The sequence below is a fragment of the Paracoccus salipaludis genome (genome assembly GCF_002287065.1).
Lineage (GTDB): Bacteria > Pseudomonadota > Alphaproteobacteria > Rhodobacterales > Rhodobacteraceae > Paracoccus > Paracoccus salipaludis.
Map to the genome: position 1 here is coordinate 1 of NZ_NSJZ01000014.1, position 20,668 is coordinate 20,668.

General features: G+C 69.8%; 23 protein-coding genes and 1 pseudogene. 4 read left to right on the forward strand and 20 right to left on the reverse strand.

Annotated elements, in window-relative coordinates:
- The 16 genes and pseudogenes from CK240_RS19255 to CK240_RS13535 form a co-directional block, all read right to left on the reverse strand.
- Window positions 1–1,019 (reverse strand): M48 family metalloprotease (locus CK240_RS19255; protein ID WP_240517424.1); only part of this gene is annotated, 1,019 nt, incomplete at its 3' end.
- Window positions 1,012–1,464 carry an ExbD/TolR family protein gene (locus CK240_RS13470; RefSeq protein ID WP_095640859.1) on the reverse strand — a complete coding sequence of 151 codons (453 nt, stop codon included), beginning with the start codon at window positions 1,462–1,464 and terminating at the stop codon, window positions 1,012–1,014. The genes CK240_RS13470 and CK240_RS19255, both read right to left, overlap by 8 nt.
- A complete protein-coding gene (gene tolQ / locus CK240_RS13475) occupies window positions 1,464–2,156 on the reverse strand; it encodes a protein TolQ (protein ID WP_095640860.1) in 693 nt (230 codons plus the stop codon). The genes CK240_RS13470 and tolQ overlap by 1 nt, the downstream gene beginning before the upstream one ends.
- A gap of 98 nt (window positions 2,157–2,254) precedes the next feature.
- Window positions 2,255–2,650, reverse strand: coding sequence for a tol-pal system-associated acyl-CoA thioesterase (gene ybgC / locus CK240_RS13480; RefSeq protein WP_095640861.1), 396 nt, complete (start codon window positions 2,648–2,650; stop codon window positions 2,255–2,257).
- 121 nt (window positions 2,651–2,771) lie between these two features.
- Window positions 2,772–3,389 (reverse strand): hypothetical protein, encoded by a 618-nt coding sequence (locus CK240_RS13485; RefSeq protein WP_095640862.1) that lies wholly within the window; start codon window positions 3,387–3,389, stop codon window positions 2,772–2,774.
- The gene (locus CK240_RS13490; protein ID WP_205957842.1) at window positions 3,386–4,036 is read right to left on the reverse strand and encodes a putative glycolipid-binding domain-containing protein; all 651 of its coding nucleotides are present in this window, start codon (window positions 4,034–4,036) and stop codon (window positions 3,386–3,388) included. Before CK240_RS13490 ends, CK240_RS13485 begins: the two co-directional genes overlap by 4 nt.
- Window positions 4,026–4,655, reverse strand: a complete 630-nt coding sequence (locus CK240_RS13495; protein ID WP_095640864.1) for a CoA transferase subunit B — start codon at window positions 4,653–4,655, stop codon at window positions 4,026–4,028. Before CK240_RS13495 ends, CK240_RS13490 begins: the two co-directional genes overlap by 11 nt.
- Window positions 4,655–5,392, reverse strand: a complete 738-nt coding sequence (locus CK240_RS13500; RefSeq protein ID WP_095640865.1) for a CoA transferase subunit A — start codon at window positions 5,390–5,392, stop codon at window positions 4,655–4,657. Before CK240_RS13500 ends, CK240_RS13495 begins: the two co-directional genes overlap by 1 nt.
- A 65-nt stretch (window positions 5,393–5,457) precedes the next feature.
- Complete coding sequence (locus tag CK240_RS13505) at window positions 5,458–5,805, reverse strand: MliC family protein (protein ID WP_167650054.1); 348 nt, start codon at window positions 5,803–5,805, stop codon at window positions 5,458–5,460.
- 176 nt (window positions 5,806–5,981) lie between these two features.
- A complete protein-coding gene (gene topA / locus CK240_RS13510) occupies window positions 5,982–8,588 on the reverse strand; it encodes a type I DNA topoisomerase (RefSeq protein WP_095640867.1) in 2,607 nt (868 codons plus the stop codon).
- A gap of 145 nt (window positions 8,589–8,733) precedes the next feature.
- Window positions 8,734–9,375 carry a DUF4142 domain-containing protein gene (locus CK240_RS13515; protein ID WP_095640868.1) on the reverse strand — a complete coding sequence of 214 codons (642 nt, stop codon included), beginning with the start codon at window positions 9,373–9,375 and terminating at the stop codon, window positions 8,734–8,736.
- Window positions 9,376–9,456: 81 nt separating this feature from the next.
- Complete coding sequence (locus CK240_RS13520) at window positions 9,457–10,311, reverse strand: ferredoxin--NADP reductase (protein ID WP_095640869.1); 855 nt, start codon at window positions 10,309–10,311, stop codon at window positions 9,457–9,459.
- Window positions 10,312–10,353: 42 nt separating this feature from the next.
- The gene (locus CK240_RS19460) at window positions 10,354–10,806 is read right to left on the reverse strand and encodes a DUF934 domain-containing protein (protein WP_338048970.1); all 453 of its coding nucleotides are present in this window, start codon (window positions 10,804–10,806) and stop codon (window positions 10,354–10,356) included.
- Window positions 10,807–10,890: 84 nt separating this feature from the next.
- Window positions 10,891–11,616: pseudogene (locus CK240_RS19265) on the reverse strand (phosphoadenylyl-sulfate reductase); the annotation flags it as partial.
- A complete protein-coding gene (locus tag CK240_RS13530; protein WP_095640871.1) occupies window positions 11,609–13,273 on the reverse strand; it encodes a nitrite/sulfite reductase in 1,665 nt (554 codons plus the stop codon). The gene CK240_RS13530 and the pseudogene CK240_RS19265, both read right to left, overlap by 8 nt.
- Complete coding sequence (locus tag CK240_RS13535) at window positions 13,266–13,592, reverse strand: DUF2849 domain-containing protein (RefSeq protein WP_095640872.1); 327 nt, start codon at window positions 13,590–13,592, stop codon at window positions 13,266–13,268. The genes CK240_RS13530 and CK240_RS13535 overlap by 8 nt, the downstream gene beginning before the upstream one ends.
- Window positions 13,593–13,716: 124 nt before the next feature.
- Here CK240_RS13535 and CK240_RS13540 point away from each other — a divergent pair, with 124 nt between their 5' ends.
- The 3 genes from CK240_RS13540 to CK240_RS13550 are packed head-to-tail and all read left to right on the forward strand — an operon-like array spanning window position 13,717 to window position 16,475.
- Window positions 13,717–14,205 (forward strand): Lrp/AsnC family transcriptional regulator, encoded by a 489-nt coding sequence (locus CK240_RS13540; RefSeq protein WP_095640873.1) that lies wholly within the window; start codon window positions 13,717–13,719, stop codon window positions 14,203–14,205.
- A 39-nt stretch (window positions 14,206–14,244) separates the two neighbouring features.
- Window positions 14,245–14,949 carry a CDP-alcohol phosphatidyltransferase family protein gene (locus CK240_RS13545; protein WP_095640874.1) on the forward strand — a complete coding sequence of 235 codons (705 nt, stop codon included), beginning with the start codon at window positions 14,245–14,247 and terminating at the stop codon, window positions 14,947–14,949.
- A gap of 56 nt (window positions 14,950–15,005) precedes the next feature.
- Window positions 15,006–16,475 (forward strand): ABC transporter substrate-binding protein, encoded by a 1,470-nt coding sequence (locus tag CK240_RS13550; protein WP_095640875.1) that lies wholly within the window; start codon window positions 15,006–15,008, stop codon window positions 16,473–16,475.
- Window positions 16,476–16,517: 42 nt separating this feature from the next.
- Here CK240_RS13550 and CK240_RS19005 read toward each other — a convergent pair whose 3' ends face one another.
- From CK240_RS19005 to CK240_RS13565, 3 genes are all read right to left on the reverse strand, one after another.
- A complete protein-coding gene (locus CK240_RS19005; protein WP_240517425.1) occupies window positions 16,518–17,642 on the reverse strand; it encodes a lytic transglycosylase domain-containing protein in 1,125 nt (374 codons plus the stop codon).
- Window positions 17,643–17,809: 167 nt separating this feature from the next.
- Window positions 17,810–18,517, reverse strand: coding sequence for a hypothetical protein (locus CK240_RS13560; RefSeq protein WP_095640877.1), 708 nt, complete (start codon window positions 18,515–18,517; stop codon window positions 17,810–17,812).
- Between the two features lie 141 nt (window positions 18,518–18,658).
- A complete protein-coding gene (locus CK240_RS13565) occupies window positions 18,659–19,459 on the reverse strand; it encodes a L,D-transpeptidase (protein ID WP_095640878.1) in 801 nt (266 codons plus the stop codon).
- Window positions 19,460–19,810: 351 nt separating this feature from the next.
- On the opposite strand from CK240_RS13565, the gene CK240_RS13570 reads away from it, so the two are divergent.
- Window positions 19,811–20,101: a GlsB/YeaQ/YmgE family stress response membrane protein gene (locus tag CK240_RS13570; protein ID WP_095640879.1), complete on the forward strand. Its 291-nt coding sequence runs from the start codon at window positions 19,811–19,813 to the stop codon at window positions 20,099–20,101.
- 46 nt (window positions 20,102–20,147) lie between these two features.
- Here CK240_RS13570 and CK240_RS13575 read toward each other — a convergent pair whose 3' ends face one another.
- The gene (locus CK240_RS13575; protein WP_095640880.1) at window positions 20,148–20,555 is read right to left on the reverse strand and encodes a hypothetical protein; all 408 of its coding nucleotides are present in this window, start codon (window positions 20,553–20,555) and stop codon (window positions 20,148–20,150) included.
- Window positions 20,556–20,668: the final 113 nt, after the last annotated feature.

Here is a 20,668-nt window from a genome sequence, read left to right on the forward strand (position 1 = left end):
TCGCGGCTGGCGATATGCCCGATCTCATGCGCCAGAACCCCGGCGAGTTCTCGGCCGTCGAGCAGGCCGAGCAGCCCGTCGGTGACGCAGATGGCGCTGTCCTCGGGGCTGCCCAGGGCGAAGGCGTTCGGCAGCCGGCTCGGCACTTGATAAAGCGCCGGCGCGCGCTGCAGCTCGGCCCTGCGGGTGAGTTCGGCCAGGGCCGCGACGAGACCGGGGGCATCACGACCGGTGAGCCGCTGCGCCTGGCGCTCGGCCTCGGCCTGCCGTGCTGCCTCCTGCCGTGCTGCCTCCTGCCGCGCCGCTTCGGCCGCCTGGGCCTGTGCCCGTGCCTCGGCTTCGGCTTCGGCTTCGGCGCGCGCGGCCTCGGCGGCGGCGATCCGCTCGGCGCGGCGCTGGCGGGCGGCGGCGACCTCGAAGGGTGCCTCGGAGGTCATCAGCACCGGCGGGGGTGGCAGCGCGGCAGGCGCGGCGGCTTCCGCGCTGGGCGAAGACAAGGGCGGGGCCGCCGCGACCCTCGGCAGGTCGGGGGGCAGGTCTACCCCTGCCGCGTTCGAAGGAAGCGCCTCGTCCTGCGCCTGCGGGGGCTGCTGCGGCATGGGTGCGACGGTGGCGACGGCCACGGGCGTCTGGGGCACCTGAAGGTCGGACAGGTTCGGCGCGGCCTCGCCGGCGAACTCGGGCGCGGGCAGCGCCTGCGGGTCGGCGTCCGGCGCGGGCGGAGCCATCGCCACGGGGCCGCCCGCGATCACCTCGGCCGAGGGCGGGCGCGGCTGGGCCGGCGTGACGGCGGCCTCGGCCCCGATGGGCCCTGAGCCGCGCGCGGCGGCGGCCATCGATTCGAACTGGGCCGCCGACATGGTTTCCACGGGCGACATCCGCAGCGCGGGGGCCTGCGGCGGGCGGAACAGCGCACCGCCGACCGCCACCCAGCCGATCAGGGCTGCATGGGCCGCGCCCGAGATCCAGGCGCCGATCCGGCGCTCGCGCGCCTCGCTGGGGGGGAACGGATCAGCCATCCATCCGCGGGCCGCCCGAGTCGGTGACCAGCACGATGTCGCGGAACCCGGCCGCGTTCAGCGCGCCCATGACCTCCATCACGCGCGCATAGGCCACGGCCCCGTCGGCGCGCAGGTAGATGCGGCTCGACTGCCGCTCGGCGGCCACCGCCCGCAGGCGGGGGACAAGCTCGCCCGCCGGCACCTCGGTCGTCATCAGGACCAGCGGTCCTTCCGCGGGCAGCGAGATGGTCAGCGGCTCCTCGGGCTCGGCCGTCACCGCCTCGGCCGCCGTCTGCGGCAGTTGCAGGGGGACGCCCACGGTGAGCAGGGGCGCGGCCACCATGAAGATGATCAGCAGCACCAGCATCACGTCCACAAAGGGCGTGACGTTGATTTCCGCGATGGGCGCATGCCGCCGCCGACCGCGGCGGCTGGTGTTGCGCCGCGCGACCCCGCCCGCCATCACGCGTCCTCGACCTGGCGCGACAGGATGGTGGCGAATTCGTCGGCAAAGGCCTCGTGCCCGGCGCTGATGCGGTCGGCGTCCGAGGAAAGCTTGTTGTAGAAGATCACCGCCGGAATCGCGGCCAGCAGGCCCAGCGCGGTCGCGACCAGCGCCTCGGCGATGCCTGGGGCCACCACGGCAAGGCTGGTGTCCTGGCTCAGCGCGATGCCCTCGAAGGCGGTCTTGATGCCCCAGACCGTCCCGAAAAGCCCGATGAAAGGCGCGGTCGATCCGACCGTCGCCAGAAAGGGCAGGCCGCGCGTCAGTCGGTCGCCTTCGCGCCCGATGGCCACGTTCATGGCGCGCTCGACCCGTTGCAGCACGCCCGCGATCAGCCCGCCGTCATCGCGCTGCGACCGGCGCCATTCGGTCATGCCGGCGGAAAAGATCCGCTCGGCCGGGCCGCCCGAGCGCCCGTTCATGCGGTCGAAGACGTCGTCCAGCGGCTCGCCCGACCAGAAGCGCCGCTCGAACCCGGCGGCGTCGCGGCGGGCGGTCGCATGGACCATCAGCTTCTGGATGATCAGCGCCCAGGACCAGACCGAGGCCAGGACCAGCAGCACCATCACGATCTTCACGGTGAGGCCCGCGCGCAGGAACAGCGCGATCAGCGAGAAATCGGCCGGCGCACCGATTGCGAGATTTTCCATCGAGACTTGCCTGTTCTTGCGCAGTTCCGCGCGTTTGCCATCATCCTATCGAGGAAGGCCATTCAAAAGGTCAACACAGTTCCGTGCGGCGGCAGCTGTCAGCCGGCCAGCGCGGCTTGGACCGCCGGGGGCAGGCGGTGCGGGCGCATGGTCCGCAGGTCCACGCAGATCACGGTGACGCGGGCCTGAAACAGCACCTTTCCGTCGCGCTCGACGGCCTGCGAGACGGTCACGCGCGGCCCCGAAGCCTGCTCCAGCGTGGTCACGACCTCGAGCTGGTCGTCGAAGCGGGCGGGGCTGAGGTAATCCGCCTCGACCCGGCGGACGACAAAGGCCAGATGCGAGTCCTCCAGCAGGCGCTGCTGGTCCACGCCCGCCGCCCTCAGCCATTCGCTCCGGCCGCGCTCGATGAACTTGAGGTAGTTGGCGTAATAGACGATCTGCCCGAGGTCGGTGTCCTCGTAATAGACGCGGATCGGGAAACGGTGTGTCATGCGCAGGGCCCTTGCCGGTTCGGGGCAAGGGTCAAGCACGTCCGGCGGCGGAAGAAAACCTCGGGCAGGAAGATGGGGGCTCTGCCCCCGCCGTCCTGCGGACGGCTCCCCCGGGATATTTTCACGAAGAAGAGGGCGCCTGGAGCCGCGCGGCGAGGCGCAGCGCGTGGCTGGGGTCGCGGGCGCAGGCGGGCAGCAGCGGATCATAGGCCGCGCGGATCAGCGCGGCGAGCGGCTGCGAGGGCGTCACCGGATGCGCCCAGGTCAGAAGCGCGTTGACCGCGACGGACTCGGCCAGTTGCGCGGGGTGGGACTGGCTCAGCGCACCACCCAGCCGGAGGAAGGCGAAAGCCGCGCGGATGCTGCCGTCGGGATCGAAGCGGAACAGGCGGTACTGTTCGGCCCCCTGCGCCGCCAGCCGTTCGGGCAGGCCCTCCCTGCCGGTCAGGCGGTCGAGGTCGGGCAGGTCCGCCAGCTCGTCCCAATCGCGGACGGCGAAGACCATGAGGTTTGCGCCCATTTCAGGATCGGTTTCGGTCATGGGATGGCGGGCATGGGCCAGGACCGCCGCTGTCGCCGCCCGGAAAACGCCCAGCGAGGCGTCGTCCAGCCCGAAGACCACCGGCGCGACCGGCCGCCCCCAGCGGGCGCAGAGAAAGCCGCCGTCCGGGGCAGTGAACAGGGCGGCGATGGCGTCAGGGGTCAGGCTTTCGCCGGCCCGCGCCGCTGTGGCGCTCATGGCCACGCCTCGCCCCGCACAGGCGCGCCCGCAGGCGCAGGCTGCGCGTCGTCCGAGGCGCCCCTTGCCGCATCCAGCCGACGGAACAGCACCGGATAGTCCAGCACCAGGCCAAGGTCATCGACCGGCAGTTCGGCCACGAAGCTGCGGAACAGCCCCTCATACCGCCACAGGCGATCCCCGAGCCGGGTGTAGCGCTGATCCGCCGGGGAGGGAACGAAGACGCCGTCGATCTGGGACGGCAGCGGGACATAGGCCGCACGGATGGCACGCGCCTCGCCCACCGACAGACCCAGCCGCCGGATCGCCAGCGTGTTGGTGGCGGGGGTGATCCCGAGATCCACGTCCAGGCACCCGTCGAGGTCGGGCAGCCGGACGTCCCGGATTGCGTCCCGCCAGCGGGCGTCCGCGTCCACGGTCAACCGCAGTTCCGGCCCGCCCACATAGCGCAGGCGAACCGCGCGCGTGCGGCCCGAGGCATCGGTGCGCACCTCGTAATGGGCACCGTACTCGCCCTCGCGCGTGCCGGCCACGACCCCTTCCAGGGTCAGGCCTTCGGGGCCGAGGGTCAGAAGGCAATGCTCGAGCCCCCGACCCTCGGCATCGGTCCAGCGCATCTCGCGCCGGACGATTGCGTCAGTCGACAATCGTCGCCTCGGTCGCGGCGCGCAGCTCGTCCTCGGTCACGCCATCGGCGACCTCGACGATCTTCAGCCCGCCCGGCACCACGTCCAGGACGCCCAGGTTGGTGATGATGCGGTCCACGACGCCCTTGCCGGTCAAGGGCAGGGTGCACTGGTGCAGCACCTTGGATTCGCCGGCCTTGTTGGTGTGGTCCATGACCACCACCACGCGCTTGACGCCGGCCACCAGGTCCATCGCCCCGCCCATGCCCTTGACCAGCTTGCCCGGAATCATCCAGTTCGCGAGGTCGCCGTTTTCCGCGACTTCCATCGCGCCCAGGATCGCCATGGCGATCTTGCCGCCGCGGATCATGGCGAAGGACTGCGCGCTGTCGAAATAGGCGGAATGGGGCAGCTCGGTGATCGTCTGCTTGCCGGCGTTGATGAGGTCGGGGTCTTCCTCGCCCTCGTAGGGGAAGGGCCCCATGCCCAGCATCCCGTTTTCCGACTGCAGCGTGACATGGACGCCCTCGGGGATGTAGTTCGACACGAGGGTCGGGATGCCGATGCCGAGGTTGACATACATGCCGTCCTCAAGCTCCTGCGCGGCCCGTGCCGCCATCTGGTTGCGGTCCCAGGCCATCAGGCTTCCTCCCCTTGCGCGGCGGGCGCGTTGTTCTGATCGGCGCGCTTGCGCACGGTGCGCTGCTCGATGCGCTTCTCGTGCTCGCCCTGGATGATGCGGTGGACATAGATGCCCGGCAGGTGGATGTGATCGGGGTCGATCGAACCGGCGGGAACGATCTCCTCGACCTCGACCACGCAGACGCGGCCGCAGGTGGCGACCGGCACGTTGAAGTTGCGCGCGGTCTTGCGGAAGACGAGGTTGCCGGTCTCGTCGGCCTTCCAGGCCTTGACGATGGACAGGTCGGTCACGATCCCGCGTTCGAGGATATAGTCCTCGCCGTCGAAGGTCTTGACCTCTTTCCCGTCGGCAATGACCGTGCCGACGCCGGTCTTGGTGTAGAAGCCGGGAATGCCCGCGCCGCCGGCGCGCATCCGCTCGGCCAGCGTGCCCTGCGGGTTGAACTCCAGCTCAAGCTCGCCGCTGAGATACTGGCGCATGAACTCGGCGTTCTCGCCCACATAGGACGACTGCATCTTCCGGATCTGCTTGCTGTCCAGCAGGATGCCAAGGCCGAAGCCGTCCACGCCGCAGTTGTTCGAGGCGATGGTCAGGTCCTTGACGCCCGACTTGTGGATCGCGGCGATCAGCAGTTCCGGAATGCCGCAAAGGCCGAAGCCCCCGGCCGCGATGGACATGCCGTCCCGCAGCAAACCTTCCAGCGCGGCATCCGCGCTCTCGTAAACCTTGCGCATGGTCCCCCCGTGCAACCCTTTCGGGGGTTCTGCACGGGGGGGGCGCAGGTGTCAACGAGGGGCCCCTAGTCCAGGGGCGCGCAGCCCTGACGCAGGGGCATTTCCGTTCCGCCTTCCAGCGCCACAAGATCGGCCCGGCCCTTGGCCTCCCAGAACTGACGGGTGGGTTCGGGCTCAAGCGACAGGTAGCGCGCGCCCGAGGCCGAGACGGCGACCCGCATGGGGATCATCTCGCCATCCGCCAGGACAAAGGCATAGCCGTTGCCGCCCGCGGTGTTGAGGAAGACGACCTCCATCGCCCTGTCACCCTCGCAGGCGTAACGGACGCGCCGGAGGTCGTCGGCGTCATCGGCAAGGACCGGAGCGGCGGCAAGCGCTGCCGCCAGCACAACGGAAGGGACAAGTCCTCGCATCTGCATGGCTCCTTCCCGGGTGCTGAAAAGTGCAGGGTGGCGCGATTTTCAGGACGGCCGAGGCACCTGGATCAGGATGAAGCCGTTTCTTCCTGACCCAAATACCCATTCCAAGCGTGACGATGGCGCATCCGGTGCCGATCGGAAAGCACCGGATGCCATGCCTCGATCCCGCCTCAGCCCTCGGTCGCCTTTCCGGCCGCCGCCTTCCGGGTCGCGGTCCGGGCGGGCGCCTTTTCGGCCGCCTTCGCCGTCTTCCTGGCGGCGGGCTTCTTGGCCGCGGCCTTGGCAGGCTCCTTGGCGGCCTTCTTCGCCGCGGGTTTCTTGCCACCCTTCGAGGCCTTGGCCGAGATCAGTTCCAGCGCCTGCTCCATGGTCAGCGACTCGGGCGTCACGTCGCGCGGCAGGGTGGCGTTGACCTTGCCCCATTTCACGTAAGGACCGTAACGGCCGCTCAGGACCTGGACCGCGCCGCCCTCGGGGTGCTCGCCCAGTTCGGCCAGCGCCGCCGCAGGGGCCGCCCGGCCCCGCTGAGGCTTGGCGGCCAGCACCTCGACGGCGCGGTTCATGCCGATGGTGAAGACCTCGTCCACCTCGGGCAGGTTGGCATAGCGCGACCCGTGCTTGACGTAGGGACCGTAGCGGCCGATCCCCGCCTCGATCATCACGCCGTCCTCGGGATGCGGCCCGATCTCGCGCGGCAGGTTCAGCAGCATCAGGGCCTTTTCCAGGTCCATCGACGCGGCATCCCAGCCCTTGGGGATGGACGCGCGCGGGGGCTTGGGCTGTTCCGCCGTCGCCTCGCCGCGCTGGACATAGGGCCCGAAGCGGCCGGTCTTGAGGCTGATCTCGATGCCTTCGGGGTCCAGGCCCAGCACGGTGTCGCCCACCGCCTCGCCTTCCGCCCCCGAGATTGGGCGGGTGTAGCGGCATTCGGGATAGTTGTTGCAGCCGATGAAGGCCCCGCCCGAGCGCGCGGTCTTGAGGTTCAGCCGACCCTTGCCACACAGCGGACATTCGCGCGGATCGCCCCCGTCGGCGCGCGCCGGATACAGATGGGGGGCCAGCGCCTCGTCGATCGCCTCCAGCACCTCGGTGATGCGCAGCTCGCTTGTCCCCTCCAGCGCGGCGGTGAAGTCGCGCCAGAAGCGGCGCAGGACCTCGCGGTATTCCCGCTCGCCCGACGAGATGTCGTCAAGCTCTCCTTCCATCTCGGCGGTGAAGTCGTAGCTGACGTAGCGGGGAAAGTATTTCACCAGGAAGGCCGTCACCAGCCGGCCCTTGTCCTCGGGGATCAGGCGGTTCTTGTCCTTGCGGACATATTCCCGGTCCTGGATGGTCGTGACGATGCTGGCATAGGTGGACGGCCGGCCTATGCCCAGCTCCTCCATCCGCTTGACCAGCGTGGCCTCGGTATAGCGGGGCGGCGGCTGGGTGAAGTGCTGTTCGGGCACCACGGCGCGCTTGGCGGCGGGCTCGCCTTGGGCGATCTGCGGCAGGCGGGCCGAGTCCTCGCCCTCGTCATCGTCGGTGCCCTGGTCGTAGACCTTGAGGAAGCCGTCGAACAGCATCACCTGGCCCGTCGCGCGCAGGCCGACCTGTCCATCGGCCGAGCCGATCTCGACGGTCGTCCGCTCCATCCGCGCGGCTTCCATCTGAGAGGCGAGCGTGCGCTTCCAGATCAGGTCGTAGAGCTTCCTCTGCTCGGGTTCGACGTTCAGCTTGTCGGGCGAAAGCATCATGTCGGTCGGCCGGATGCACTCGTGCGCTTCCTGCGCGTTCTTGGCCTTGTTCTTGTAGACGCGGGGGCTTTTCGGGACATAGGCCTCGCCGAAGCGCGCCTTGATGGCGTCGCGGGCGGCCATGACCGCCTCGGGCGCCATGTCGATGCCGTCCGTCCGCATGTAGGTGATGTAGCCGGCCTCATAAAGCCTTTGCGCCGCCGACATGCAGGCCCGCGCGCCCAGGCCCAGCTTGCGGCTGGCTTCCTGCTGCAGGGTCGAGGTCATGAAGGGGGGCCAGGGATTGCGGCTGGCGGGCTTGGAGGTGACGGAGGTCACCTTGAGGTCGCGGCTTTCCACCGCCTTCACCGCCAGCCTGGCCGCTTCCTCGTTGGCGAGGTCGTAGCGTTCCAGCTTCCTGCCCGCGTAGGTCACAAGCTGGGCACGGTACTCGTCGCCCTTGGGCGTGGCCAGCGTCGCATGGACGGTCCAGTATTCGCGGGCGCGGAAGGCCTCGATCTCCATCTCGCGGTCCACGATGATCCGCAGGGCGACCGACTGGACGCGGCCCGCGGACTTGGCGCCCGGCAGCTTGCGCCACAGGACCGGCGAAAGGTTGAAGCCCACGAGGTAATCCAGCGCCCGGCGGGCCAGGTAGGCGTCGACCAGCGGCTGGTCGATGTCGCGGGGGTTCGCCATGGCCTCGGTCACGGCGTTCCTGGTGATCGCGTTGAAGGTGACGCGGCTGACCTGCGCCTTCTTCAGCGACGAGGCCAGCGCCTCGCGCAGGTGCCACGAGATCGCCTCGCCCTCGCGGTCGGGGTCGGTCGCCAGGATCAGGTTCGGGTCCGAGGCCAGCGCGTCCTTGATCGCCTTGACGTGCTTCTTCGATTCCGCGGCGACTTCCCATTTCATCGCGAAATCGGCGTCCGTATCGACCGATCCGTCCTTGGGCGGCAGGTCGCGGACATGGCCGAAGGACGCGAGAACGGTGTAGTCGTCGCCCAGATACTTGTTGATTGTCTTGGCCTTGGCCGGAGATTCGACGACGACGACGGGCATGACACGACCTTTGGCAGATTCGGGGCGGCAACATGGGTGTCCCCGAGGGCCGTGTCAACGCGGGGCAGTCCCCGCCCCGACGTGGCACAAGGACGCGAAAGGGCGCCGGGCGGCTGGCTCCGGCGCCCTGGATGATCCGGGCCGCTCAGTCGGCGCGGATCTTTTCCAGCGTCTCCTGGTGGGTGCGGATGTGCTGGACGGCCTTCTGCGCCAGGGCGGCCATGTCGGTGTCGTCCGTCTGCTCGGCCCAGGGTTCGAACAGCGCGATGGCCTCGGCATGGGCCTGCGCCTGATGGTCGAGGTAGGCCTGATCGAATCTGTCGCCCTCGGCCCCCATCACGGCCTCCATGTGCTGCGCCGGGGGGCCGGCGATCTCGGCCGGAACGGTCAGGCCCCTGGCGGCGGCCACGGCCTTGAGCTGCTCGTTCAGCTCGCCATGGTCGCGGATCATCATCCGGGCGAAGTCCTTGACCTCGTCGCTGCCGGCGCGCTCCAGCGCAAGCTCGCTCGACTGAACCTCGAACATGCCGCTGCTGGCGGCCTGGTTGACGAAATCCTGCGGCGTGGCGGCAGGGGTGGCCAAGGCGGCGGCAGGGGCCGTCGCAGGCGCGGGCGCGGCCTCGGAATGGGGCATCACCACCGGGTTCTGCGACGCGGCCCCGTCGGTCGCCTCGCCGGAGGGCATGGTGCCGGTCACGGTGGAGTCGGTCGGCGGGGTGGCCGTCTGCGCCAGAAGCGCGGCGGGCGTGGCCATCCCCAGGAAGGCGGCAAGAACTGCAAGCTTCATGGTCGTCTCCGGCTTTGCGTGGGTCCTGTCACCGAACAGGGCCGCGAAAGCCGGAGTTCCGCCCAGGGGCTCACGGGCCGGTCAGACGCCCTCGCCCACGAAGGCCTTTTCCACGACGAACTCGCGCGGCTCGCTGTTGGCGCCCTCGTGCAGGCCGAAGCTTTCCAGCACCGCCTTGACGTCCACGTTGAAGGCCAGGCTGCCGCAGACCATGGCGCGGTCCTCGGCGGGGTTCATCGCCGGAAGGCCGAGATCGGCGAAGACTTTGCCGCTGGCCAGGTTGTCGGTGATCCGGCCCATGAAGGGCGACTCCTCGCGCGTGGTCGTGGGGTAGTAGATCAGGCGGTCGGTGAAGTCGTCGCCGTGGATCTCGCTCAGCAGGGGGTCGTGGCGCAGGTTCTCGACCAGCTCGCGGCCATAGTCCAGTTCGGCCCTGGTGCGGCAGGTGTGCATCATGATCACCTGCTCGTAGCGCTCGAAGGTTTCGGGGTCGCGCATGAGGCTGGCGAAGGGCGCGATGCCGGTGCCGGTGGCCAGGAACCACAGCCGCTTGCCGGGCAGCAGGGCGTCAAGGACCAGCGTGCCCACGGGCTTGGGGCGCAGGATGATCTGGTCGCCCGGCTTGATGTGCTGAAGGCGCGAGGTCAGCGGCCCGTCCGGCACCTTGATCGAGTAGAACTCGAGCTCCTCGTCCCAGTTGGGCGAGGCGATGGAATAGGCGCGCAGGATCGGCTTTCCGTTGTCGCCCAGAAGGCCGATCATCACGAACTCGCCCGAGCGGAAGCGCAGCGAGGCGGGCCGCGTCACGCGGAAGGAGAACAGCCCGTCCGTCCAGTGGCGGACGGCGGTGACCGTCTGCGCGTCCGGCAGAAGGCCGGCGGTCGATTTGGGCTGGGTGACGTGGGGATCGTCTGCCAAGGGAATATCCAGGGTCATGTCGGGTGTCCGCGATAATCTAGGGGATGAAGCGGCCGGGGACTAGCCGGCCAGCCGCGACCTGTGGTCCCACTCGCGCCAGTCGGCGCGGGCGAGCCACTGCTCGGCCGGTTGCCGGCGGGCAAGGGCGGCCGGGATCTGCACCTCGTCGATGCCGACGCGGCGGGCCATGGCATACTGGTCGGCGATCAGCGCCCCGGTCGCCCGGATGCGGCCGGTGTAGCCCAGTTCGCGCAGCAGCCGCGCCAGCGTGAAGCCGCGCCCGTCGGTCATCGCCGGGAACTCGACCGCGATCATCGCGGCGTTCAGGTGATCCGCCAGCCTGTCGGGATCGGTGTCGGACGGCAGGCTGACGTCGGGCGTGCCCGCGACGGGGTGGAAGCCGTCGTCACGGACCAGCACCGGCGCGTCCGCCTCGGTCACGGCAGCGGGGGAGCCCTGGGTCAGGTCGGCGGTCGTCATGTCGTTGTCCTTGCTTGCGGCGGGGCGTTCCATGACCGGCGTCACTACGTGCAGATGGGCAGCGGGGGCAACCCGCGCAACCTCCGGCTCGGGCCGGGGTTCGGGGGTGGGCTCGGGCGCGATCGGGCCGCGCACGATCTTGCCGCCGATGAAGTGGATGCCGCATTCCGTCTTGGCCGAACCGCGCCAGCGGCCCGAGCGGGGGTCCTCGCCCGGCCTGACCGGCGAGGTGCAGGGCGCGCAGCCGATCGACGGATAGCCCCGCGCCACCAGCGGATGCCGGGGCAGCGCGTTTTCGTCCATGTAGTCGATGATGTCCTGCGGGCGCCAATGCGCGAGCGGGTTCACCCGCAGCCGCAGCGGCGGCTCGGGCTCGAAGAAGTCCAGCTCCTTCCGCTCGCCGCCCTGGAAACGCTTGCGGCCCGTGATCCAGGCGTCGAAGCCCGACAGCGCCCGTTCCAGCGGCACGACCTTGCGGACGTTGCAGCAGGCGTCCGTGTCGCGCTGGTGCAGCGTGTTGTCGGGGTCCACCGCCGCGATCTCCTCGGCTGCAGCGCGGATCACGCGGACGTCCGTCAGGGGCAGCCGCGCCGCGATCTCGCGCTGGTAGTCCAGCGTTTCGGGAAACAGCATCTCGGTGTCGATGAACAGCACCGGCGTGTCGGGCGAGGCCACCGACAGCATGTGCAGCAGCACGACCGATTCCGCCCCGAAGGACGACACCAGCGCCACCCGCCCCAGGTCGGGATCGGACAGCGCATGGCGCAGCACCTGCACCGCCGCGTGGTTGCGGTAGCGCGCGTTCAGCGTGGCGGCGCGGCTGTCGAGGTTCGCGTCAAGCATGGCTGGCCTCGGCCGGGTAAAGCGCCGCCTTGAAGGGCGCGGGCCCCAGCCGCCGCAGGGCGTCGATGAAGCGTTCCTCGGGCGATTCGCGCAGTTCCAGATAGGCGTCGATCAGGCGGCCGATGGCGGGCACCACCTGGTCATAGGGGAAGCCCGCGCCGGCGCGCTCGCCGATGGCCGGCATCTCGTAGCCGTCGCCGCCCAGCGTGATCTGGTAGTTCTCGACGCCCGCCCGGTCCAGCCCGAGGATGCCGACATGGCCCAGGTGGTGATGGCCGCAGGCGTTGATGCAGCCCGAGATGCGGACGTCGAACTTGCCGATCTCGTCGTCGAGGTCGCGGGCGCGGACGTAATCCGCCAGCTCCTGCGCGATCGGGACCGAGCGCGCCGTCGCCAGCGTGCAGAAGTCCATGCCGGGGCAGGAGATGATGTCGGTGATGTGCCCCGCGTTGGCCGTCGCCAGCCCGGCCTCGCGCAGGGCGGCGTAAAGCGCGGGCAGTTCCGACTTGGGCACGTGCGGCAGGACGATGTTCTGGTCATGCGCGATGCGGATGTCGCCATGGGCGTGCCGCTCGGCCAGTTCCGCCACCAGGCGCATCTGCGACGACGTGCAGTCGCCCGGCACCGCGCCCGGCGCCTTCAGCGTCACGGTCACGCTGGCATAGCCCGGCACGCGGTGTTCCGACAGGTTGGTGTCGGCCCAGGACCGGAAGGCGCCGTTCGCGGCAAGCGCGGCCTGGAAGCCGGTCTCGTCCACCTCGCGGAAGACGGGCGCGGCGAAGCGGTCGCGCAGGCTGGCCAGCAGTTCCTCGTCGTGGCCGCGGAAGACGGCGCGGCGGCGCCGGAACTCTTCCTCGATCTCCTCGCGCATCACGTCCAGCCCGCGCTCGGCCACGGTGATCTTCAGCCGCGCCTTGTACTTGTTGTCGCGCCGGCCGCTGAGGTTGTAGGCGGCAAGGATCCCCTCGACGTAGGGCAGCAGGTCCTCGGCGGGCAGGAACTCGCGCACGACCTTGCCGATCATGGGCGTGCGGCCCAGGCCGCCGCCGATCCAGACCTGGAAGCCCAGCTTCCCGTCCTGGCGGCGCAGGCGCAGGCCGATGTCATGGGCGGCGATCACCGCGCGGTCGCGCTTGCCGCCCGAGATGGCGATCTTGAACTTGCGCGGAAGGAACTGGAACTCGGCATGGTCGGTGGACCAGAAGCGCAGAAGCTCGGCCCAGGGGCGCGGGTCCTCGATCTCGTCGGCGGCCGCGCCCGCGAAGGCGTCGGTCGTCACGTTGCGGACGGTGTTGCCCGAGGTCTGGATGGCGTGCAGTCCCACGTCGGCCAGCGCGTCCAGCATGTCGGGGATGTCCACCAGCTTGGCCCAGTTGAACTGGATGTTCTGGCGCGTGGTGAAATGGCCGTAGCCGCGGTCCCAGCGGTCGGCGATGTCGGCCAGGCCCCGGATCTGGTTCGGGCTGATCGTGCCGTAGGGGATCGCGACCCGCAGCATGTAGGCGTGCAGCTGCAGGTAGACGCCGTTCATCAGGCGCAGGGGGCGGAACTCGTCCTCGGTCAGGCTGCCGTCCAGCCGCCGCGCGACCTGGGCGCGGAACTGGGCCGCGCGGTGCTGCAGATAGGCGCGGCCGTCGTCGTTGGTGGCGTCAAGCATGGGCAGCCTCGGGGGTGGAAGTGGCGTTGGTCTCGACCGAGGGGCCTGCCTGGCGGAAGGCCTCGCGGAAATGGACGGGGATCGGCAGGCCATTCTCGTCGCGGCCGGATTCGACCAGATAGGGAGCGACCACCACGTCGGGCTGGGCCTGCGCGGCCAGCAGCGCCGTTTCGGCGGTGGCCGCGTCCTCGTAAAGCGTGGCGGCGCGGGGGTCCGTCGTCCAGCCGCGCGCCGACATCCAGACGGACAGGCCGTCCAGCAGGTTGTTGGCGGTCAGCACGGCGGGCGTGCGGGCGGAAGGGGCAAAGGTCTTGGACATGAACGGCGGCCTGCTGGAGAATTCCTTTCCAAAATAGGAAAAACATGTTGCCAATGACCAGAGAGCCAAGGAAATAAGGACGTATTCATGGCCCCAAGCCCCCGATACAGGAAGAATTATCCAGATGGCTGAGGAAAGGCAGACGCCGGTCCGGCTGGACGAACTGGACCGCAAGATACTGTCCCTGCTGCAGGGCGACGCGAGCCTGCCGCTGGAGGAGATCGCCAGCCGCGTTGGGGCCTCGCGCACGCCCGTCTGGAACCGGATCCGGCGCATGCGCGAGCAGGGCGTGATCCGCGCGCAGGTCGCGCTGCTGGATGCCGAGGCGCTGGGGCTGGAGGCCTGCTTCTTTGTGCTGATCCGCACGACCGAACACGACGCCGACTGGGCCGCCCGCTTCCTGGCGGCCGTCCGCGCCCGCCCCGAGGTGATCGAGGCGCACCGGCTTGCGGGCGACATCGACTATATCCTGAAGGTCATGGTGCGGAACGCGCGCGCCTATGACCGCTTCTACCAGTCGCTGATCTCCGAGATCCGCATCCAGAACGTCACCGCGCTGCTGTCGATGGAGGAGATGAAGGCGACCTCGGCCCTGCCGATCCCGCCCGCCTGATCCGGTTGCATGGCCCGCGCGGCGGTGCGAGAAAGCCCCATGATGCTGCGTCTCAAGGCCCTCGGGGTCCATCTCTTCACTGCCACGGGCGCCATCTGGGCGGTGCTGGCGCTGCTGGCCGCCGTGGACGGGGACTGGTCCACCATGTTCGTCTGGCTGATCGTGGCGATGGTGGTGGACGGGATCGACGGGCCGCTGGCCCGCCGCTACCGGGTCAAGGACAACTGGCCGACCTATGACGGCGTGGCGATGGACCTGATGGTGGACTACATCACCTGGATCTTCATCCCGGCCTTTGCCCTGTTCAAGTCGGGGCTGCTGCCGGGCTGGACGGGCTGGGTCTGCACCATCGCCATCGTCTTCGGCTCGATCCTCTACATGGCCGACACGCGGATGAAGACAAAGGACAACAGCTTCGCGGGCTTTCCGGCCTGCTGGAACATGCTGGTGCTGGTGCTCTTTGCGCTGAAACCGTCCTACTGGGTGATCCTGGCGCTGGTGATCGCCCTGACGGTGGCGATGTTCCTGCCGGTCAAGTTCATCCATCCCGTCCGCACGGAACGCTGGCGGGCGCTGTCGCTGCCGATGATGGGGGCTTGGGTTGTCTTTGCCCTTTGGGCCATCGGAGTCGATTTCCATCCGCAAAGCTGGGCCCTGTGGGGTCTGGTCGTCAGTTCGGTCTGGCTGCTGCTGGCGGGGCCGCTGCAGCAGGCGATCCCTGCCCGGAAACGACAGCGCGCTTGATCGCGCGGCCGTCTCGCCCGTAGTGTCCGCGCGACATTTGGCCACGGGGAACCTTTATGCCGCACCGCCTTCCGACCGCCGCCGCCCTGGCGCTGATCGCCGCTCCCGCGCTTGCCGCGCCGGACACGATCCGGCTGGGCATGGTGCTCGAGCCGCCGGGGCTGGACCCCACCGCCAATGCCGCGGCCGCCATCGACGAGGTGGTCTATGCCAACCTGTTCGAGGGGCTGACCCGCTTTGCCCCTGACGGCACCATCGTCCCCGGGCTCGCCCAAAGCTGGGAAGCCAAGGAGAACGGCGCTGTCTATGAATTCAAGCTGCGCCCGGGCGTAAGCTTCCACGACGGCGCGGGTTTCGACGCGTCGGATGTGGTCTTCTCGCTGGACCGGGCCCGCGCGCCCGATTCCACCAACGCGCAGAAGCAGTTGTTTGCCGGAATCACCGGTGTCGAGGCGGTGACGCCCGAGCTGGTGCGGGTGACGCTGGACAGCCCTGACGGCAGCTTTCCCTGGAAGATGGCCTGGGGCGACGCGGTGATCCTGGACCCGGCCTCGGCCGCGCAGGCCGCGACCGCGCCCGTGGGCACCGGCCCCTTCCGCCTGGGGCAATGGACCCAGGGCGACCACATCACGCTGGAAGCCTTCGACGGCTACTGGGGCGAAAAGCCCGCGCTGCGCTCGGCCACCTTCCGCTTCATTTCGGACCCCACGGCGGCCTTCGCGGCGATGATGGCTGGCGACGTGGACGCCTTCCCGATCTATCCCGCGCCCGAGACCCTGCCCCAGATCGAGGCCGATCCCCGCTTCAAGGTGATCCTGGGCACGACCGAGGGCGAGACGATCCTGTCCATGAACAACCGCCATGCGCCGCTGAACGATCCCCGCGTGCGCAAGGCCATCGCCCTGGCGGTGGACCGTCAGGCGATCATCGACGGGGCGATGTTCGGCCATGGCACCCCCATCGGCAGCCATTTCGCGCCGCACCATCCCGATTACACGGACCTTCTGGACCGCTCGCCCCATGATCCCGAGAAGGCCAAGGCCCTGCTGGCCGAGGCGGGCGTGTCGAACCTCAGCCTGCGCCTGGCCCTGCCGCCCCCGCCCTATGCCCGGCGCGGCGGCGAGATCGTGGCGGCGCAACTGCGCGCGGTCGGGATCGAGACGCAGATCACCAACATGGAATGGGCGCAGTGGCTGGAAACCGTCTTCCGCGGCGCCGACTTCGACCTGACCATCATCAGCCATGTCGAGCCGCTGGACATCGATATCTACGCCCGCGACGGCTATTACATCGGCTATGACAACCCCGCGTTCCGCGACCTGATCACGCGCTTCACCGCCTCGACCGACGCGGGCGAGCGCAGCGCGCTGCTGAAGCAGGCGCAGGAGATGCTGGCCGACGACAACCCGGCGGCCTTCCTGTTCCAGCTGGCCAAGATCGGTGTCGCCGACGCCCGGATCGAGGGGCTATGGGAAAACGCCCCCACGCCCGCGAACGACCTGACGAAAGTGCGCTGGGCCGAGTGACGGGTTTGCGGGGCCCCGTGGCCCCGCATCCTTCCGGGATCGTCAGTTCTTCAGCACGATGCAGCGTCCGCCCACGGCGCGGAACTGGCTGCAGAAGGCGTTCGCCTCGCCCCGCGACGCATAGCCGACCTGCGCGGTATAGACCCGCTTGCCGCTGCCGGTCATGGTCTTGCGGACAAAGGTGATCTTCTTGCCGCCGAGGATCGGCCGCAGCTGGCGGTTCAGCCGGTTGACCTGCTGTTGCGCCCCCGACTGCTTGGGATGCGAGGCCAGGATCACGCCCCAGGCATAGCTGCGCTGGGGCGAGCTGAATTCCTTGAGCTTGCGGTTCGCGGCCAGCTGCACGCAGGCCTCGCCGAAGGGCTTGTCCCTGTCCAGCCGCAGGTCGATCTGCGCGGGGGGCTCGTCACGCCATTTCCAGGCGTTGTGGCCGGTAATCGATTCGACATAGTCCTGCGTCTCGAAGGGCAGGACGTTGCCGCCCTTGAAGAAGGTCTCGGCCCGGCGCTCGCCCCCGTTATAGGCGACTGCGGCCAGACCCATGTTGCCGAAGCCGTCGATCAGATAGCGCAGGTAGTCGGCCGAGGCATGGATCGCCTTGGCCGGGTTGAAGGGATCGTCGAGCTTCCGGAGGCGCGCCGTGTCCGGCATGAACTGCGCGATGCCGAGGGCGCCGGCGGGGGACACCGCCTCGGGCTCGAACAGGCTTTCCTTCCACAGAAGCCGGGCAAGGAAGTTGGGGTCGAGCCGGTTCTCGCCTGCCGCGCGCTCGATGGTGGAACAGACATCGGCCACGTAGGAGGCCACGGTGATGCAGCTGCGCCCGTCCGCCGTGCAGCGCCGCTCCTTGCTGTCGGCGGGTTTGGCGGCCTTGGCCGAGTCCGCCGTCTCGGGCTTCGCCGCGGCGGGTTCCCGGGCAGGCTCGCCGGACGGCGCCGCAGCGGCGGGCGGCGCGGCCGCAGCGTCCGGCGGATCGGCGGCCGGGTCCGAAGCAGCCGGGGCATCCGGAACCTGCGGCGGGGTCTCGATCGCGTTCAGCGGGGCCTGGGCCTCGGCCGCCGCCACGACAGCGGGAGCCGGAGTCGAAGCCGGAGGGGCGCCTGCGTCCTGTGCAAGGCCCGGAGTCGCGGCCAGTGCCGCAAGGACGACGATCTGGAAACGGCGCACGGGGAATCCCTCGTCATGTATCGGGTCCGCGATAGCAAAACCCCGCGCCAAAGTGAACCTTGGCGCGGGGTTTCCCGACATTTCGAACCCTGTGCCCTGGGCGGACCGCCGCCCGCCCCTGCCCCGTCCGACGACTATGCCCGCCGCGGGCCAAAAGCGCGCCGGAATCAGGCGGCCGAGCTGTCCCCGGGCCGCTTGCCCGCCTTCTTGCCGGCCTTCTCGGCGTCCTTCCGGGCTTTGCGCGCGGCCTTGTCCTCGGCCTTCTCGGCCTCCTTGACGCGCTTGCGCTCGGCTTTCTCGGCGTCCTTGCGGGCCTTCTTCTCGGCCTTGTCCTCGCGCGCGGCGCCCGCTTCGGCCTTGCGCCCGGGCAGCGGGGCCGCGCCGCCTTCCCGCCGCGCGGCCGGCGAGGCCTCGGGCGCGAGGGCGCCCGCCTCGGCCCGGCTCATCTTCGGCGCGCGCACGGGCTCGGCCGCCGGCTCCGGCGCCGGCTCGGACGATTGCGGTTTGGGCATCTTGCGGGCGCCGGGACGGCCCGCGCGGATCCCGGGGGAACGCGGGGCACGGGCACCCGCCGCCGCTGCGGCAGGCGCCGGGACCTGATCCTGCTCGCCGGCATCATCCTCGGCCGCGGCCTCGCCGCGCCGCACGATCTCGGCCCGCACCCGGCGGAGCGCCGCGCCCAGGTCCTTGACCTGCTGCTCGTCGCCGCCCTTGCCGCGCGTTTCGTCGCGCAAGGCCCTGATCTTCCGGGCCAGCGTGCCCAGCGCCCGGTCGGCCTGCCGGCCCAGAGCGGGCTGCCGCGACCTGGCGACCAGCGTTTCGGCATCGTCGGTGGCGCCACCACCGGCTTCATCGGGCTTCGCAACTTTCGCCATGCTCGTCCTTGCCGTCCTTCATGAGGGGCGGATCGCCCGCAAATGCCTGTTTTGGCCAGACGTTTGCGCAAGAATCACAGCGGCGCAATGCAAAAACGCCCGGCGCGAGGGGCCGGGCGTCTTTGAGGGCAGGTCAGGCGATCAGTAGGACGGGACCGCGCTTTCGACCAGCGCGACGGTCTGGACGGGGGCACCCGCCGCGGCCGCGGTCTGCACGGGCGCGGCAGCCGGTTCCAGGTAGCCGTCCGGGGTCTGGATCAGCGGGCCTTCCAGCAGGCGCGATTCCGCCTCGGTCCGGACCTTCACGGTCGTGCCGGTCGGGATGCGGTCGAACAGGTCCATGATGTCCTGGTTGAACAGCCGGATGCAGCCCGCCGAAGTCGCCTTGCCGATCGACGAAGGGTCCATCGTGCCGTGGATGCGGTAATAGGTGTCGCGGCCGCCCTCGTAGAGATAAAGCGCCCGCGAGCCCAGCGGGTTGCTGAGGCCGCCCGACACGCCGTTGCGGAACTGGCCGTAAAGCTCGGGCTCGGTCGCCACCATGTTCGCCGTGGGCGTCCAGGACGGCCAGCGCGCCTTGCGCTTGATCGTCGCGGTGCCCGCGTATCCCACGCCCGCGCGGCCGACGGCGATGCCGACCCGGGTCGCCATGCCGCCGTTCTCGACCAGGTAGAGGAAGCGCGCATACGGATCGACGACCACGGTGCCGGGCGCGTCGGGGCCGTTATAGGGAACGCGGGTGCGCACGTTGCGCTCGCGCAGGTAGGCGGGCTTGATCGCCGGGATCGGCAGCGCCTCGCCGCTCGGGCCCTGGTCGACCCGGGCCTGGTAGATATCGGGCACGAAGTTGTTGGCCGGCGGCGCCTGGACGGGCGGCGTGGTGGGGCCGCAGGCGGCAAGGCCCAGGGCGCAGGCCAAAAGGGCAGCAGAGGCGAGACGCATCTGGTGGTTATCCTTCACGCATGGCAGCGCGCGCGTCAGACCGGACGCTGCGCAGAGGTTGGCAGAATGGCCGGCGCGAATCGCAGGGCAGGCTGCGGGCCGGTCCGATCGGCCCATAGGCCGACGAAGCGCGGCCGTCGTCAAGAATTGCACCGGCATCGCCACAACATCGTGACAAATTTGCCGCGCCCGCGACTTTTTGAACACGACGTGATCTGTTGCCGATTTGGCGCAGCCCCCCAAAGCCTTCGATCATGTTCCCGGCAAGCCGGAACCGCCCTTGGAAATCAACGTTCCGCCCACATCCGGCGGCCCGGTGTGGCCTGCCCTCAACCGACAAAAGGAAGAACAATGAGCTTCATCATCTCCATCATCATCGGTGCCATTGCGGGCTGGCTCGCCGGCCTGATCGTCAAGGGCGGCGGTCAGGGCGTCGTCATGAACATCGTGGTGGGCGTTCTCGGCGCCCTTCTGGCCGGCTGGCTGTTCCCCGCGCTGGGCTGGAACCTGGGCGCGGCGCCCGCGGTCCCCGGCGCCACGGTCCAGGGCACCAGCTTCATCGGCTCGATCGTGTTCTCGACCATCGGCGCGGTGATCCTGCTGCTGATCGTGTCGCTGTTCACCGGCCGCCGCCGCGGCTGAGCCCCCTGCTGCCCGGCGGCCCGGTCCTCCCCCTTGGGCCGCCGCTTCAGGCCCCCGCCGTCTGCCCGGTGGGGGCCTGTGATTTCCATTCCTCGATCTGGCGCGCCACCTCGGCCCCGATGCACAGGATCCGCCGCGGTTTCAGCGCCTGCGCCAGCGCCGCCAGCCCGTCTGCCGCCCCGCCCTCGTGCCCCAGGGCACAGCCCTCCGGCAGAAGCCGCGCCGCTTCTGCCCAGGTCTTCGTCCAGTCCCCGACATGGGCGGCTACCCACAGCGCCTCGCGTGCGGTGACGACCAGCAGCGCCCCCGTCCCCGTCCCCGGCGCATCTCCGCCATAATGGGCAAGGCTGCGGGGCGAGGACAGGACCGCCGCCTCGACCCCGCGGCCGTCCATGATCGCCCGCAACGCCAGGCAGCGCAGGGCAAGGCTGTCGGAGGGGAAAGGGGCGGACATGCGGACCTCGGGCGGCGAGCAGCCGCAGCATGGCCGCGTGGTGCCCCGGGTCAAGTCGAGCAGCCTGGCCCTGCCCGGCCAACCCGTGCCGACGCCCGATTGCCCTCGCCGGA

What these genes read in the sequence shown, in the direction of transcription:
- CK240_RS13470 (WP_095640859.1), bottom strand. Translation starts at nt 1,464, where the DNA reads ATGGCGGGCGGGGTCGCGCGGCGCAACACCAGCCGCCGCGGTCGGCGG.
- tolQ (WP_095640860.1), bottom strand. Translation starts at nt 2,156, where the DNA reads ATGGAAAATCTCGCAATCGGTGCGCCGGCCGATTTCTCGCTGATCGCG.
- ybgC (WP_095640861.1), bottom strand. Translation starts at nt 2,650, where the DNA reads ATGACACACCGTTTCCCGATCCGCGTCTATTACGAGGACACCGACCTC.
- CK240_RS13485 (WP_095640862.1), bottom strand. Translation starts at nt 3,389, where the DNA reads ATGAGCGCCACAGCGGCGCGGGCCGGCGAAAGCCTGACCCCTGACGCC.
- CK240_RS13495 (WP_095640864.1), bottom strand. Translation starts at nt 4,655, where the DNA reads ATGGCCTGGGACCGCAACCAGATGGCGGCACGGGCCGCGCAGGAGCTT.
- CK240_RS13500 (WP_095640865.1), bottom strand. Translation starts at nt 5,392, where the DNA reads ATGCGCAAGGTTTACGAGAGCGCGGATGCCGCGCTGGAAGGTTTGCTG.
- CK240_RS13505 (WP_167650054.1), bottom strand. Translation starts at nt 5,805, where the DNA reads ATGCGAGGACTTGTCCCTTCCGTTGTGCTGGCGGCAGCGCTTGCCGCC.
- topA (WP_095640867.1), bottom strand. Translation starts at nt 8,588, where the DNA reads ATGCCCGTCGTCGTCGTCGAATCTCCGGCCAAGGCCAAGACAATCAAC.
- CK240_RS13515 (WP_095640868.1), bottom strand. Translation starts at nt 9,375, where the DNA reads ATGAAGCTTGCAGTTCTTGCCGCCTTCCTGGGGATGGCCACGCCCGCC.
- CK240_RS13520 (WP_095640869.1), bottom strand. Translation starts at nt 10,311, where the DNA reads ATGACCCTGGATATTCCCTTGGCAGACGATCCCCACGTCACCCAGCCC.
- CK240_RS19460 (WP_338048970.1), bottom strand. Translation starts at nt 10,806, where the DNA reads ATGGAACGCCCCGCCGCAAGCAAGGACAACGACATGACGACCGCCGAC.
- CK240_RS13530 (WP_095640871.1), bottom strand. Translation starts at nt 13,273, where the DNA reads ATGCTTGACGCCACCAACGACGACGGCCGCGCCTATCTGCAGCACCGC.
- CK240_RS13535 (WP_095640872.1), bottom strand. Translation starts at nt 13,592, where the DNA reads ATGTCCAAGACCTTTGCCCCTTCCGCCCGCACGCCCGCCGTGCTGACC.
- CK240_RS13540 (WP_095640873.1), top strand. Translation starts at nt 13,717, where the DNA reads ATGGCTGAGGAAAGGCAGACGCCGGTCCGGCTGGACGAACTGGACCGC.
- CK240_RS13545 (WP_095640874.1), top strand. Translation starts at nt 14,245, where the DNA reads ATGATGCTGCGTCTCAAGGCCCTCGGGGTCCATCTCTTCACTGCCACG.
- CK240_RS13550 (WP_095640875.1), top strand. Translation starts at nt 15,006, where the DNA reads ATGCCGCACCGCCTTCCGACCGCCGCCGCCCTGGCGCTGATCGCCGCT.
- CK240_RS13560 (WP_095640877.1), bottom strand. Translation starts at nt 18,517, where the DNA reads ATGGCGAAAGTTGCGAAGCCCGATGAAGCCGGTGGTGGCGCCACCGAC.
- CK240_RS13565 (WP_095640878.1), bottom strand. Translation starts at nt 19,459, where the DNA reads ATGCGTCTCGCCTCTGCTGCCCTTTTGGCCTGCGCCCTGGGCCTTGCC.
- CK240_RS13570 (WP_095640879.1), top strand. Translation starts at nt 19,811, where the DNA reads ATGAGCTTCATCATCTCCATCATCATCGGTGCCATTGCGGGCTGGCTC.
- CK240_RS13575 (WP_095640880.1), bottom strand. Translation starts at nt 20,555, where the DNA reads ATGTCCGCCCCTTTCCCCTCCGACAGCCTTGCCCTGCGCTGCCTGGCG.